General features: G+C 69.3%; 10 protein-coding genes and 2 rRNA genes. All 12 read left to right on the top strand.

The window, feature by feature from the left end:
• The first annotated feature begins 246 nt into the window (after positions 1-246).
• The 12 genes from BLU55_RS10245 to BLU55_RS10195 all read left to right on the top strand — a co-directional run bounded on the left by BLU55_RS10245 (position 247) and on the right by BLU55_RS10195 (position 14189).
• A 23S ribosomal RNA gene (locus tag BLU55_RS10245) occupies positions 247-3362 on the top strand.
• A 137-nt stretch (positions 3363-3499) separates the two neighbouring features.
• Positions 3500-3616: ribosomal RNA gene (rrf, locus tag BLU55_RS10240) — 5S ribosomal RNA — on the top strand.
• A gap of 84 nt (positions 3617-3700) precedes the next feature.
• Positions 3701-3844 (top strand): hypothetical protein, encoded by a 144-nt coding sequence (locus BLU55_RS19460; protein ID WP_157682820.1) that lies wholly within the window; start codon positions 3701-3703, stop codon positions 3842-3844.
• 65 nt (positions 3845-3909) lie between these two features.
• Positions 3910-7473: a transcription-repair coupling factor gene (mfd, locus tag BLU55_RS10235; RefSeq protein WP_091729198.1), complete on the top strand. Its 3564-nt coding sequence runs from the start codon at positions 3910-3912 to the stop codon at positions 7471-7473.
• A complete protein-coding gene (locus BLU55_RS10230) occupies positions 7470-8144 on the top strand; it encodes a hypothetical protein (RefSeq protein ID WP_157682819.1) in 675 nt (224 codons plus the stop codon). Before mfd ends, BLU55_RS10230 begins: the two co-directional genes overlap by 4 nt.
• Before the next feature lie 13 nt (positions 8145-8157).
• Positions 8158-8754, top strand: a complete 597-nt coding sequence (locus tag BLU55_RS10225) for a MazG family protein (protein WP_091729192.1) — start codon at positions 8158-8160, stop codon at positions 8752-8754.
• A gap of 87 nt (positions 8755-8841) precedes the next feature.
• Positions 8842-10119 (top strand): phosphopyruvate hydratase, encoded by a 1278-nt coding sequence (eno, locus tag BLU55_RS10220; protein ID WP_091729190.1) that lies wholly within the window; start codon positions 8842-8844, stop codon positions 10117-10119.
• Positions 10120-10293: 174 nt separating this feature from the next.
• The gene (locus tag BLU55_RS10215) at positions 10294-10716 is read left to right on the top strand and encodes an FtsB family cell division protein (protein ID WP_091729187.1); all 423 of its coding nucleotides are present in this window, start codon (positions 10294-10296) and stop codon (positions 10714-10716) included.
• Between the two features lie 2 nt (positions 10717-10718).
• The gene (locus BLU55_RS10210) at positions 10719-11225 is read left to right on the top strand and encodes a DUF501 domain-containing protein (protein WP_091729185.1); all 507 of its coding nucleotides are present in this window, start codon (positions 10719-10721) and stop codon (positions 11223-11225) included.
• A complete protein-coding gene (locus BLU55_RS10205; protein WP_091729182.1) occupies positions 11222-12166 on the top strand; it encodes a Ppx/GppA phosphatase family protein in 945 nt (314 codons plus the stop codon). The genes BLU55_RS10210 and BLU55_RS10205 overlap by 4 nt, the downstream gene beginning before the upstream one ends.
• A 2-nt stretch (positions 12167-12168) precedes the next feature.
• The gene (locus tag BLU55_RS10200) at positions 12169-13398 is read left to right on the top strand and encodes a YhjD/YihY/BrkB family envelope integrity protein (RefSeq protein ID WP_091729179.1); all 1230 of its coding nucleotides are present in this window, start codon (positions 12169-12171) and stop codon (positions 13396-13398) included.
• On the top strand, positions 13395-14189 hold the full coding sequence (locus BLU55_RS10195) for a uracil-DNA glycosylase (RefSeq protein WP_091729176.1): 795 nt from the start codon (positions 13395-13397) through the stop codon (positions 14187-14189). Before BLU55_RS10200 ends, BLU55_RS10195 begins: the two co-directional genes overlap by 4 nt.
• Positions 14190-14193 lie beyond the last annotated feature (4 nt).

Here is a 14193-nt window from a genome sequence, read left to right as displayed (position 1 = left end):
TCGTGCTGCTGGTGTGTGGAACGTGGTTACTGGGTGGGGGAGTTGTCAGGCACACTGTTGGGTCCTGAGGGATCAGGCCTTGTGAGGTCATGATTCTTCTGCGGCCTTCCATCTCTTCGAACTGCTCGTGCGGTCGTCGGGGTCTCCTTCGGGGGATGCCGGTGGCGTGTGGGTCAGCGGGGGTGTAGGTGGGGGTTCCGCCCGTATGTTGAGAACTACACAGTGGACGCGAGCATCTTTGTAGCAAGACAAGCTACTAAGGGCACATGGTGGATGCCTTGGCACCAAGAGCCGATGAAGGACGTAGAAGCCTGCGATAAGCCCCGGGAAGTTGGCAATCGAGCTGTGATCCGGGGATTTCCGAATGGGGAAACCCAGCTGGAGTCATGTCCAGTTACGCCCATCTGAACACATAGGGTGGTGCGAGGGAACGCCGGGAAGTGAAACATCTCAGTACCGGCAGGAAGAGAAAACAAAAGTGATTCCGAGAGTAGTGGCGAGCGAAATCGGAAGAGGCCAAACTCACGTCGTGTGATAGCCGGCAGGCGTTGCGGCGTGAGGGTTGTGGGGCCGCCTTGTTGGTTCTGCCGAACCAGCACAGAGTAAGAAACCATCGATGAAGTGCAACTGGATTGGAAAGTCCGGCCGTAGAGGGTGATAGCCCCGTATACGTAAACCGATGGCTCTGTGGCGTTACCCCAAGTAACACGGAACCCCTGAAATTCCGTGTGAATCTGGCGGGACCACCCGTTAAGCCTAAATACTCCTTGGTGACCGATAGCGGACAAGTACCGTGAGGGAAAGGTGAAAAGTACCCCTGGCGGGGAGTGAAATAGTACCTGAAACCATGTGCCTACAATCCGTTGGAGCTGAAGTCCCCCTCGTGGGGACCAGGTGACAGCGTGCCTTTTGAAGAATGAGCCTGCGAGTTTGCGTTGTGTCGCGAGGTTAACCCGTGTGGGGAAGCCGTAGCGAAAGCGAGTCCGAATAGGGCGTCTGAGTGGCACGATCAAGACCCGAAGCGAAGTGATCTATCCATGGGCAGGTTGAAGCGCGGGTAAGACCGCGTGGAGGACCGAACCCACTTAGGTTGAAAACTGAGGGGATGACCTGTGGATAGGGGTGAAAGGCCAATCAAACTTCGTGATAGCTGGTTCTCCCCGAAATGCATTTAGGTGCAGCGTCGCGTGTTTCTTTCCGGAGGTAGAGCACTGGATGGACTAGGGGGCCCAACAGCTTACCGAATTCAACCAAACTCCGAATGCCGGGAAGTGAGAGCGCGGCAGTGAGACTGCGGGGGATAAGCTCCGTAGTCGAGAGGGAAACAGCCCAGACCATCAGCTAAGGCCCCTAAGCGGTGACTAAGTGGAAAAGGATGTGGAGTCGCAGAGACAACCAGGAGGTTGGCTTAGAAGCAGCCACCCTTGAAAGAGTGCGTAATAGCTCACTGGTCAAGTGATTCCGCGCCGACAATGTAGCGGGGCTCAAGTCATCCGCCGAAGCTATGGCATTCATGCGTTATCCCGGCCCACGTGAGTGGGTCCAGGTGTGTGGATGGGTAGGGGAGCGTCGTGTGGCGAGTGAAGCGGCGGTGTGAACCAGTCGTGGACGCCACACGAGTGAGAATGCAGGCATGAGTAGCGAATGAAGAGTGAGAAACTCTTCCGCCGAATGATCAAGGGTTCCAGGGTCAAGCTAATCTGCCCTGGGTAAGTCGGGACCTAAGGCGAGGCCGACAGGCGTAGTCGATGGACAACGGGTTGATATTCCCGTACCGGCAAAGTAGCGCCCATGACGAGGCTAGTGATGCTAAGTGCCCGAAACCACCGGGATCCTTCGGGACGATGGTGGCAGAGCGCACGACCCGATCTAGTAGTAGTCAAGCGATGGGGTGACGCAGGAAGGTAGGCCAACCACCGCGATGGTTGTCGGTGGCTAAGGGTGTAGGACGAGAGGACAGGCAAATCCGTCTCTCATGTGTCTGAGACCTGATGGGGAGTCCGTATGGACGAAGTGGCTGATCCTATGCTGTCGAGAAAAACCTCTAGCGAGCTATGCGCCGCCCGTACCCCAAACCGACTCAGGTGATCAGGTAGAGAATACTAAGGCGATCGAGTGAACCATGGTTAAGGAACTCGGCAAAATGCCCCCGTAACTTCGGGAGAAGGGGGGCCGGATCCGTTATCACACTTGCTGTGAGACGCGGTGATGGCCGCAGAGACCAGGCCCAAGCGACTGTTTACTAAAAACACAGGTCCGTGCGAAGTTGTAAGACGATGTATACGGACTGACTCCTGCCCGGTGCTGGAAGGTTAAGGGGACCTGTTAGATCGCAAGATCGAAGCGGAGAACTTAAGCCCCAGTAAACGGCGGTGGTAACTATAACCATCCTAAGGTAGCGAAATTCCTTGTCGGGTAAGTTCCGACCTGCACGAATGGAGTAACGACTTGGGCGCTGTCTCAACCGTGGACTCGGCGAAATTGCACTACGAGTAAAGATGCTCGTTACGCGCGGCAGGACGGAAAGACCCCGGGACCTTTACTATAGTTTGGTATTGGTGTTTGGTTCGACTTGTGTAGGATAGGTGGGAGACTGTGAAGCATTCACGCCAGTGAGTGTGGAGTCATCGTTGAAATACCACTCTGGTCGTATTAGATATCTAACCTAGGTCCATTATCTGGATCAGGGACAGTGCCTGATGGGTAGTTTAACTGGGGCGGTTGCCTCCTAAAATGTAACGGAGGCGCTCAAAGGTTCCCTCAGCCTGGTTGGCAATCAGGTTTCGAGTGTAAGTGCACAAGGGAGCTTGACTGTGAGAGTGACAACTCGAGCAGGGACGAAAGTCGGAACTAGTGATCCGGCGCTGGCATGTGGAAGCGGCGTCGCTCAACGGATAAAAGGTACCCCGGGGATAACAGGCTGATCTTCCCCAAGAGTCCATATCGACGGGATGGTTTGGCACCTCGATGTCGGCTCGTCGCATCCTGGGGCTGGAGTAGGTCCCAAGGGTTGGGCTGTTCGCCCATTAAAGCGGCACGCGAGCTGGGTTTAGAACGTCGTGAGACAGTTCGGTCCCTATCCGCCGCGCGCGCAGGAAACTTGAGAAAGGCTGTCCCTAGTACGAGAGGACCGGGATGGACGAACCTCTGGTGTGCCAGTTGTTCTGCCAAGGGCACGGCTGGTTAGCTACGTTCGGAAGTGATAACCGCTGAAAGCATCTAAGCGGGAAGCACGTTTCAAGATGAGGTTTCCCACCGGGTCAACCGGGTAAGGCCCCCAGTAGACGACTGGGTTGATAGGCCGGAGGTGTACAGCAGTAATGCCTAGCCGACCGGTACTAATAGGCCGAGGGCTTGTCCCTCAAAGATGTTGCGCGTCCACTGTGTGGTTCCCGAGTTACGGTCGGGAACACCGTATGAGTCCCATGTGACTGTTCTGCCCTGTTGTGGGGTGGGGTGGTGGTGTGGGGCTGGTGTCCACTGGATAACTCCATAGTGTTTCGGCGGCCATAGCGATAGGGAAATACCCGGTTCCATTCCGAACCCGGAAGTCAAGCCTTTCAGCGCCGATGGTACTGCGACCGGGAGGTCGTGGGAGAGTAGGACGTCGCCGGACAATTTTTAGTGCTGAGGGCCGCCCCACCCGTGGGGCGGCCTTCAGTCGTTCCTGCATGTCCGAGCACGGTGGCACAGTGCGGGGATGACCTGCTTCGTCTCGCTCACCACCAGGAACCGCATCCACCTCGGCCTGAGCCCCAGCGCCACCACGCGCGACGAGGAGCTCGCCCGCCTGCTCCGGGGGCCGGCCGACGCCGCCCACGAGCAGGCTTCGCCGGCTTCGTAGACTGGTGCCACCCCCTGCCGCACTCGTCGGGGGGTCGTGTGCGTGCCCGAAGGAAGTGTTCTCGCGTGTCCCTCTCCACCCTGGCCGACCTGGTCCTCACCGAGCCGGTGCTGGCCCAGACGCTGTCCCAGGCCCGAACGCTGCCGACGGTCGACCTGGTGGGTCCGCAGGCGCTGCGGCCCTTCGTGGTCAAGGGCCTGGTGGACGCCGGTCGCACCGTGCTGGTGGTGGCCGCCACCGTGCGCGAGGCAGAGGACCTGACCGAGGAGCTCGTCGACGTCCTGGGCCCCGAGGGCGTGGCCTTCTTCCCCGCGTGGGAGACGCTGCCCCACGAGCGGCTGAGCCCGCGCAGCGACACGGTCGGTCGTCGGCTGGCGGTGCTGCGCCGGCTGGTCCACCCCGGGCAGGACGCCTCCAACGGCCCGGTGCAGGTGGTGGTGGCCCCGGTGCGCTCAGTGCTCCAGCCCCAGGTCAAGGGTCTGGCCGACCTCGAGCCGGTCGAGCTGGTCCCCGGGGAGGAGCACGAGCTCGACGAGGTGGTGGCCCGGCTGGCGGCCGCGGCGTACTCCCGGGTCGACCTGGTCGAGAAGCGTGGCGAGTTCGCCGTCCGAGGCGGCATCGTCGACGTCTTCCCCCCGACCGAGGAGCACCCGCTGCGGGTGGAGTTCTTCGGCGACGAGATCGACGAGATCCGCAGCTTCGCGGTGGCCGACCAGCGCACGCTGGCCCCGGTCGAGCGGCTGTGGGCGCCGCCGTGCCGCGAGCTGCTGCTCACCGACTCCGTCCGCGCCCGGGCGCGGACGCTGGGGGAGGAGCACCCCCAGCTGCGCGAGATCACCGACAAGCTCGCCGAGGGCGTGGCCGTCGAGGGCATGGAGTCGCTGTCCCCGGTGCTGGTCGACGAGATGGAGCTGCTCGTCGACCTGCTCCCGGCCGACTCCCACGTGCTGGTGCTGGATCCCGAGCGGGTGCGCACCCGGGCCCGCGACCTGGTGGAGACCTCCGAGGAGTTCCTCGGCGCCAGCTGGGCCGCGGCCGCCTCGGGCGGCACCGCCCCCATCGACCTGGGAGCGGCCTCCCTCAAGGGCATCGGCGAGATCCGCGACGCGGTGCTCGGCAGCCGGCGCGCCTGGTGGGGCATCAGCCCCTTCGGGCTCGACCTTCCCGACGGGGCCGACGACTCCTCGCGCGAGGTGGGCGTGCAGCCCGCCGAGGCCTACCGCGGCGACCTCGAGGAGGCCGTCGGCGACATCCGCAAGGCGCTCTCCGAGGGCCGTGACGTCGTCACCCTCCACCAGGGGGCCGGCCCGGCGCAGCGGATGGTCGAGGTGCTGGGCGAGCACGACGTGCCGGCCGCGCTGGTCGCCGACCAGGCCTTCGGCGCCCGCGGCGACGGTGTCGTGCAGGTGGGGCAGGGGTGCCTGTCCCACGGCTTCTCCATGGCCCGGCCCGGCCTGCTGCTGCTGACCGGCGAGGACATCGCCGGCCAGAAGGCGACCACGCGCGACATGCGCAAGATGCCGGTGCGCCGCAAGAAGCAGATCGACCCCCTCGAGCTCAAGGCCGGCGACTTCGTCGTGCACGAGCAGCACGGGGTGGGCCGCTTCCTGGAGATGAAGCAGCGCGAGGTCCACGGAGCGGTGCGGGAGTACCTCGTGCTCGAGTACGGCTCCTCCAAGCGCGGCCAACCGGCCGACCGGCTCTACGTGCCCGCGGACGCCCTCGACCAGGTGACGCGCTACGTCGGTGGCGAGCAGCCGAGCCTGGACCGGCTCGGCGGCGCCGACTGGGCCAAGCGCAAGGGCCGCGCCCGCAAGGCCGTGCGCCAGATCGCCGCCGAGCTGATCAAGCTGTACGCCGCGCGGCAGGCCACCAAGGGCCACGCCTTCGGCCCCGACACCCCGTGGCAGACCGAGCTCGAGGACGCGTTCCCCTTCCACGAGACGCCCGACCAGCTCAGCACGGTCGAGGAGGTCAAGGCCGACATGCGCCAGGTCGTGCCGATGGACCGGCTGGTGTGCGGCGACGTCGGCTACGGCAAGACCGAGATCGCCGTCCGCGCCGCCTTCAAGGCGGTGCAGGACGGCAAGCAGGTGGTCCTGCTGGTGCCCACCACGCTGCTGGTCACCCAGCACTTCTCGACGTTCTCGGAGCGGATGAGCGGGTTCCCGGTGGTGCTCAAGCCGCTGAGCCGGTTCCAGTCCGACAAGGAGGCCAAGGAGGTCATCGCGGGCCTGGCCGACGGCAGCGTCGACATCGTCATCGGCACCCACCGGCTGCTCAACCCCGACATCAAGCTCAAGGACCTCGGCCTGATCATCGTCGACGAGGAGCAGCGCTTCGGTGTCGAGCACAAGGAGCAGATGAAGCAGCTGCGCACCAGCGTGGACGTGCTCTCGATGTCGGCGACCCCGATCCCGCGCACCCTGGAGATGGCGATCACCGGCATCCGCGAGATGTCGACCATCGCCACCCCGCCGGAGGAGCGGCACCCGGTGCTCACCTACGTCGGGGCCTACGAGGACCGGCAGGTCGCCGCGGCCGTGCGCCGCGAGCTGCTGCGCGACGGCCAGGTCTTCTTCATCCACAACCGCGTCACCTCGATCGAGAAGGCCGCGGCGCGCATCAAGGAGCTGGTGCCCGAGGCCCGGGTCGCGACCGCCCACGGCCAGATGGGGGAGCACCAGCTCGAGCAGGTGATGCTCGACTTCTGGGAGAAGGAGTTCGACGTGCTGGTGTGCACCACCATCGTCGAGTCCGGCCTGGACGTCTCCAACGCCAACACCATGATCATCGAGCGGGCCGACACGCTGGGCCTGTCCCAGCTGCACCAGCTGCGCGGCCGGGTGGGCCGCTCGCGCGAGCGGGCCTACGCCTACTTCCTCTACCCGCCCGACAAGCCGCTCACCGAGACCGCCCACGAGCGGCTGGCCACGCTGGCCCAGCACTCCGACCTCGGCGGCGGCATGGCGATCGCCATGAAGGACCTCGAGATCCGTGGCGCCGGCAACCTGCTCGGCGGCGAGCAGTCCGGCCACATCGCCGACGTCGGCTTCGACCTCTACGTGCGCCTGGTGGGGGAGGCCGTCTCGGAGTTCCGGCAGGACGGCAGCGCTCCCGAGGCGACGATCGAGGTCAAGATCGAGCTCCCGGTCGAGGCCCACCTGCCGCACACCTACGTGCCCAGCGAGCGGCTGCGGCTAGAGATGTACAAGCGCCTGGCCGAGGTGCGCTCGGACGACGACGTCGCGACCCTGCGCGAGGAGCTGGTCGACCGCTACGGCGAGCCGCCGGCGGAGGTGGTGCGGCTGCTGGCCGTGGCCAGCTTCCGGGCCCGCTGCCGCGAGGCCGGGGTCTCGGAGGTGACGGTGCAGGGCAAGTACCTGCGCTTCCACCCCGTCGACCTGCCGGACTCGCGTGTCGTGCGCCTGAACCGGTTGCACCCCAAGAGCCTCTACAAGGAGCCCGTGCGTACCATGCTGGTGCCACGGCCCCAGCCGGTCGGCTTCGGTGCTCCCGCCCCGCGGGACGAGGAGCTGCTCGCGTGGGCCCGGCAGGTGATCGACGGGGTGATCGCCCCGGACCAGATCAAGGCCGCCCGGGCCGCCAGTGAGGAGACCGGATCGTGAAGGCACGTCGTTGGGCCCCCGTCCTCGGAGCCGGTGTGCTCCTGCTGTCGGGCTGCAGCCAGCTCACCCCGGGCACCGCCTCGGTGGTCGACGGCAGCCGGATCCCGACCTCGCAGGTCGACGACCTCGCGGCCGCCCAGTGCTCGGCCATCGAGCAGGCCGGGCAGTCGGGGCAGTCCAGCGAGGTCCCGCTGTCCAGCGTCAAGCGCCAGTCGCTGGCGCTGCTGGTCGACATCCAGCTCGACGAGCGGTTCGCCGCCGACCAGGGCGTCTCCGCGCCCCGCTCGCTGGTCACCTTCATCGACCAGCAGCTCCAGACCCAGGTGCAGGGCGTCAAGGGGCGGGCCGGGACGGTGCTCTCCGACGTGCTGTCGCAGTACGCCGCCAGCCGCGCCGACGTCGTGCAGGTCGCGGCCGAGGCCACGGGCCAGAAGGCCAGCCCCACCAACCTCGACGCCCTGCTGACCGAGGGGCTCAAGCAGCGCGACGCCTGGGCGAAGAAGGTCGAGATCGACACCGACGCCCGGTTCAACCCCGGCAAGGACGGCCGTCCCGGCGGTGGCTCGGGCTCGGTGTCGCAGGCGGGGTCCGACTTCGCCAAGCAGGCCGGTGCCGAGCAGGCCGACCCGGCGTTCGTCGCCTCCCTGCCCGACTCCCAGAAGTGCGGCTGAGGCCGTCCCGGCCATGACCACCACCGCCCTGCTCGAGGTGGTGGCCATGATGCGTCGGCTGCGGGCCGAGTGCGGCTGGAAGGCCGCCCAGACCCACCGCACGCTCGCCCGGCACCTGCTCGAGGAGACCTACGAGCTGCTGGAGGCGATCGAGGCGGGGCAGGACGCCGAGCTGCGCGAGGAGCTCGGCGACGTGCTGCTCCAGGTGCTGTTCCACGCCGCCATCGCGGAGGAGCAGGGCCGCTTCGACCTCGAGGACGTGGCCGCCGGCCTCCGCGACAAGCTGCTGCACCGCAACCCCCACGTGTTCGGGGACCTGGTCGAGACCGACCCGGCGCGCATCAACGACGCCTGGGAGCAGGCCAAGGCCACCGAGAAGCAGCGCACCGATCCCTGGGAGGGGATCGCGCTCGCGCTGCCCGCGCTGAGCCGCGCCGCCAAGGTGCTCGACCGCCAGGAGCGGGCCGGCCTGCGGACCACCCCGCGGCCGGCTCCCGGCCCCGAGGCCGAGCTGGGCGACCAGCTGCTCGCGCTGGTGGCCCAGGCGCGGTCCTCGGGCATCGACCCGGAACAGGCGCTGCGCGACGCGGTGCGGCGCACCCGGGACTGAGGTCCGCCGGGCGGGTGCTCCCGAGGATCGGCCGTCGGGATGGTTAGGCTGGTTCGGCAGTCCACCCCCTGGATCAGGAGCACCACCTTGGCTTCCATCGACACCGTCCTCGCCCGCGAGATCCTCGACTCGCGCGGCAACCCCACGGTCGAGGTCGAGGTCCTCCTCGACGACGACTCCGTCGGCCGCGCGGCCGTGCCCTCGGGCGCCTCCACCGGCGCCTTCGAGGCCGTGGAGCTGCGCGACGGCGGCAAGCGCTACGGCGGCAAGGGCACCCAGAAGGCCGTGGCCGCGGTCCAGGACCAGATCGAGCCGGAGATCATCGGCCTCGACGCCACGGACCAGCGCCTGGTCGACCAGGCCATGCTCGACCTGGACGGCACCCCCAACAAGGCCAACCTCGGCGCCAACGCCATCCTCGGCGTCTCCCTGGCCGTCGCCCGCGCCGCCTCGGTGAGCTCGGGCCTGCCGCTGTTCCGCTACGTCGGCGGACCCAACGCCCACGTGCTGCCCGTGCCGATGATGAACATCCTCAACGGCGGCGCGCACGCGGACACCAACGTGGACGTCCAGGAGTTCATGATCGCGCCGATCGGCGCTCCCACCTTCCGCGAGGCGCTGCAGCAGGGCGCCGAGGTCTACCAGGCGCTGAAGTCGGTGCTGAAGAAGAAGGGCCTGGCCACGGGCGTCGGCGACGAGGGCGGGTTCGCCCCCGACCTGTCGAGCAACCGCGCCGCCCTGGACCTGATCGCCGACGCGATCGACGCCGCCGGGTTCACCCTGGGCCGCGACTTCGGCCTGGCGCTCGACGTCGCGGCCTCGGAGTTCCACGAGAAGAAGAAGTACGCCTTCGAGGGGGCGCACAAGTCGAGCCTGGAGATGATCGACTACTACGCCGACCTCGTCGCGTCGTACCCCATCGTCTCGATCGAGGACCCGCTGGACGAGGAGGACTGGGACGGCTGGAAGGCCATGACCGAGCGCCTCGGCGGCCAGATCCAGATCGTCGGCGACGACCTGTTCGTCACCAACGTGGAGCGGCTGCAGCGCGGCATCACCGGCGGCCAGGCCAACGCCCTGCTGGTGAAGGTCAACCAGATCGGCTCGCTCACGGAGACCCTCGACTCCGTCGAGCTGGCCCACCGCAACGGCTTCCGCAGCATGATGAGCCACCGCTCGGGCGAGACCGAGGACACCACGATCGCCGACCTCGCCGTCGCCACCAACTGCGGCCAGATCAAGACCGGTGCCCCGGCCCGCTCGGAGCGCGTCGCGAAGTACAACCAGCTGCTGCGCATCGAGGAGGAGCTCGACGACGCGGCCCGCTACGCCGGCCGCGGCGCGTTCCCCCGCTTCCAGGGCTGACCCCGCACCGTGGCACGCCGAGACGAACCCCAGCAGGGCCCCCGCCGCCGCGGGCGGTCCGAGCGACGGGGCTCCACCCCTCGGCACCTCCCGGGCAACCTGCGACCCGGGAGCCGGTCGGGCGGGCGCGAGCGCCGGGACCCGGCCGCGCCGCGCCCCCGCTTCACCCAGCGGATGGTCGTGCTCGTCCTGGTGCTGGCGGTGCTGGTCGTCTCCTACGCGTCCTCGATGCGGGCCTACCTCGACCAGCGCTCGCACATCAACGACCTGAAGGCCCAGATCGCCTCCTCGCAGACCGAGATCTCCACCCTCGAGCGCGAGAAGCGCCGCTGGAAGGACGAGGCGTACGTCGAGGCGCAGGCCCGCGAGCGGCTGGGCTGGGTGATGCCCGGCGAGACCAGCTACCAGGTGATCGACCGCGACGGCAAGCCGCTGGAGCGCACCGACGAGCTGACCGACCCCGACTCCGTGCCGGAGGTCGCCACCGACGCCTGGTGGGACAAGGTGTGGACCACCGTCGAGGTGGCCGACCACCCGGAGAAGCTCGACAACCCCGCGGAGCAGATCGACCCCCCGACCCCGTCGTCCGGAGACTGACCATGCCCATCGACCCCTCCGACGAGGCGGTGGTCGCGGCGCAGCTCGGTCGGCCGCCCCGGTCGATCCACGCCGTCGCGCACCGCTGCCCGTGCGGCAACCCCGACGTGGTCGCCACCGAGCCGCGGCTCGACGACGGGACGCCGTTCCCGACCACCTTCTACCTGACCTGTCCGCGGGCGGCCTCGATGATCGGGACCCTGGAGGCCTCGGGGCTGATGCGCGAGATGTCCGAGCGCCTGAGCGCCGACGAGGAGCTCGCCGCGGCGTACGCCCGGGCCCACGACGCCTACCTCGAGGCCCGCGCCGCGATCGGCGAGGTGCCCGAGATCGCCGGCGTCTCCGCGGGCGGCATGCCCGGGCGGGTCAAGTGCCTGCACGTGCTCGCGGGCCAGTCTCTCGCCCAGGGGCCGGGGACCAACCCGCTCGGCGACGAGGTGCTCGACGCCCTGGGGGCCTGGTGGCAGCGGGGACCGTGCGTCGGTGCCGACGCCGAGGAGCCGGCGTGACCCGGGTGGCGGCCTTCGACTGCGGCACCAACAGCCTGCGGGTGCTGGTGACCGACCTCGACCCCGTGGCCGGCACCGCGACCGAGCTGGTGCGCGAGATGCGGATCGTGCGGCTCGGCCAGGGCGTCGACCGCACCGGTCGGCTCTCCGACGCCGCCGTCACGCGGGTCCTCGACACCACCGAGGAGCTGATGGACCTGGTCCGGCCCCACGACGTGGCGTCGGTGCGCTTCTGCGCCACCTCGGCCGCCCGTGACGCCGAGAACGCCCAGGACCTCCTCGACGGCATCCGCGAGCGCACCGGCGTGGTGCCCGAGGTGCTCGACGGGGAGCAGGAGGCGCGGGCCACCTTCGCGGGGGCGGTGCGCGACCTGCCGCCGCTGCCGGAGCCGATCCTGGTGCTCGACATCGGGGGAGGGTCGACCGAGCTCGTCCTCGGTGGCGCCGACGGCACCGTCCGCGGACAGCACTCGCTCGACATCGGCTCGGTCCGGCTCACCGAGCGCTGCCTGGCCGGCGACCCGCCCTCGCGGGCCGAGATCGACGAGGCGGTCGCCGCTATCGACGCCGTGCTGGACACCTGCGAGGTCGACCCCGCCGTCGCCGGCGCGGTCATCGGGGTGGCGGGCACGGTCACGACGCTGGCGGCGGCCGTGCTCGGTCTCGACTCCTACGACCGGGCCCTGATCCACCACAGCGTGCTGCCGGTCGACGCCGTGCAGGGCGCCGTGACCCACCTGCTCTCCCTCGACGTCGAGCAGCGCCGGGCGCTCGGCTACATGCACCCCGGCCGCGCCGACGTCATCGCCGCCGGCGGGCTCGTCCTGACCCGGGTGCTGGCCCGCACCCGCGTCGACTCCCTGCTCGTCTCCGAGCACGACATCCTCGACGGGATCGCCTGGTCCCAGCTCCAGCACGGGTCCCCCGAGCGAAAGGCCTAGCCATGCCCCTGTTCACCCCCCGCACCACCGACGCCCCCACCGCTCCCGAATCCCAGGACGTGGAGCACACCCAGCCGCTCCACGTGCCCCCCGGCGTCGCCGCGGCCCCCGCCCCCTCGGGCAGCCCGACCGGCCCGGTCGTGGGCCCGCGCCCGCCGGGTGCCGACCGGTCCGACGTGCGCGATCCCGACGCCCCCGTGGGGAAGCGCTCGCCCTGGTTCGTGCTGCGCCTCACCGTGCGCGAGCTCCGCGACGACCGCGGCGCCGACCTGGCCGCCAGCCTGACCTTCCGCGCCCTGCTGGCCCTGGTGTGGGCGAGCCTCGCGCTCGCCTCCGGGCTGGCCCTGCTGGGCCGGTCGACCTCGGTGCTCGACCGGGTCGAGCGGGTCCTGGGCCAGGTGGTCGCCACCGACGTCGCGAGCCGGCTGGCCACGCCGCTGCGCGACCTCGGTGACCTGCCCGGCCTGCCCGTCGTGGTGGCCGTGGCCGCCGCGGGCCTGCTCTGGGCGGCCGTGGCGTACGTCGCCGCCGCGGCCCGGGTGGCCAACCTCGTGCACGAGGTCGACGAGGGCCGTCCCGCCTGGCGGCTGCGGCCGACGCAGCTGGTCCTGGCCGTGGTGGTCACCGTGCTCGCCTCGGCGGGCGTCCTGGTGCTGGCCGCCACCGGCCCGGTGGCCCGCGCGGTCGGCGCCGAGCTGGGCCTGGACGAGGGCGTCGTCACCGCCTGGGAGGTCGCGAAGTGGCCGGTCCTGGCCCTGGTCGTCCTGGCCGTCGTGGTGCTGCTCCAGCGCTCCACCCCGAACGCCGTGCTGCCCCGGCGGCTGCTGACCCCGGGGTCGGTGCTCGCCTTCCTGGCCTGGCTGGTCCTCGGCGTCGCTGCGGCGGTGGCCGTGGCCGCGACCTCCCGCGTCGACGGGGGGCCGACCCGGCTGCTGGTGGCCGCCGTCGGCGTGCTGGTGGTGCTGCTGTGGGCGTGGCTGAGCCACGTGGCGCTGGTGCTCGGGGCCGAGCTCGACGCCGAGCTCGAGCGCGGACGCCAGCTCCAGCACGGTGTGGCGGCCGAGGAGCGGCTCCAGCTGCCGCTGCGCGACGAGCGCGGCGTCCGCCGGGCCGAGGCGCGCCGGGAGCGCGACCACGCCGCCCAGCGCGAGATCCGCGAGGCAGCTGCCGGCCACGGCGACCCGGCCGACCGTCCGTTCGGTCGTCCGGGCTCGGCCGCGCCCCGTCGGTGACCGTCCCCGGGTCGGGCTGGCCCGGCGACCCCGTCGCTCCCGGCGTCCCCGTTCCGGTCGCCGCCCGCGGGGCGGCAGGCGTGGCCCGGCTGGCGGCCCGGGCCTCGCTCCCCGAGCTCGACGCACGGGTCTCGGTGTGCCGCGCCTGTCCCCGGCTCGTCGACTGGCGCGAGCAGGTCGCGCGCGAGAAGCGGGCGGCGTACGCGGGGGAGGACTACTGGGGCCGTCCGGTCCCGGGCTTCGGCGATCCGCACGCCCGGGTGCTGGTGATGGGCCTGGCCCCGGCCGCCCACGGCGCCAACCGGACCGGTCGGGTCTTCACCGGCGACCGGTCGGGTGACTGGCTGTTCGCCTCCCTGCACCGGGTCGGCCTGGCCTCGCGGCCCACCTCGACCCACGCCGGCGACGGACTCGAGCTGCGCTCGACCCGGGTGGTGGCCGCGGTCCGCTGTGCCCCGCCGGACAACAAGCCCACGACCGAGGAGCGTGACACGTGCGCGCCCTGGGTCGAGCGCGAGCTGCGGCTGCTGCTGCCGACCCTGCGGGTGGTGGTGTGCCTGGGCGGGTTCGGGTGGGACGCGGCGCTGCGCTCGCTGGAGCGCGCCGGGGTGGCGGTGCCGCGACCCCGACCGCGCTTCGGGCACGGCGCCGAGGTGGTGCTGGGGGAGCTGACGCTGCTGGGCTGCTACCACCCCTCGCAGCAGAACACCTTCACCGGCCGGCTCACCGAGCCGATGCTCGACGCCGTGCTCGGCCGGGCGGCCGGGCTGGCCGACCTCGGCTCCCTATGATCGG

The organism is Nocardioides scoriae (genome assembly GCF_900104965.1).
Lineage (GTDB): Bacteria > Actinomycetota > Actinomycetes > Propionibacteriales > Nocardioidaceae > Marmoricola > Marmoricola scoriae.
This window is presented reverse-complemented; position numbering and strand designations above follow the sequence as displayed.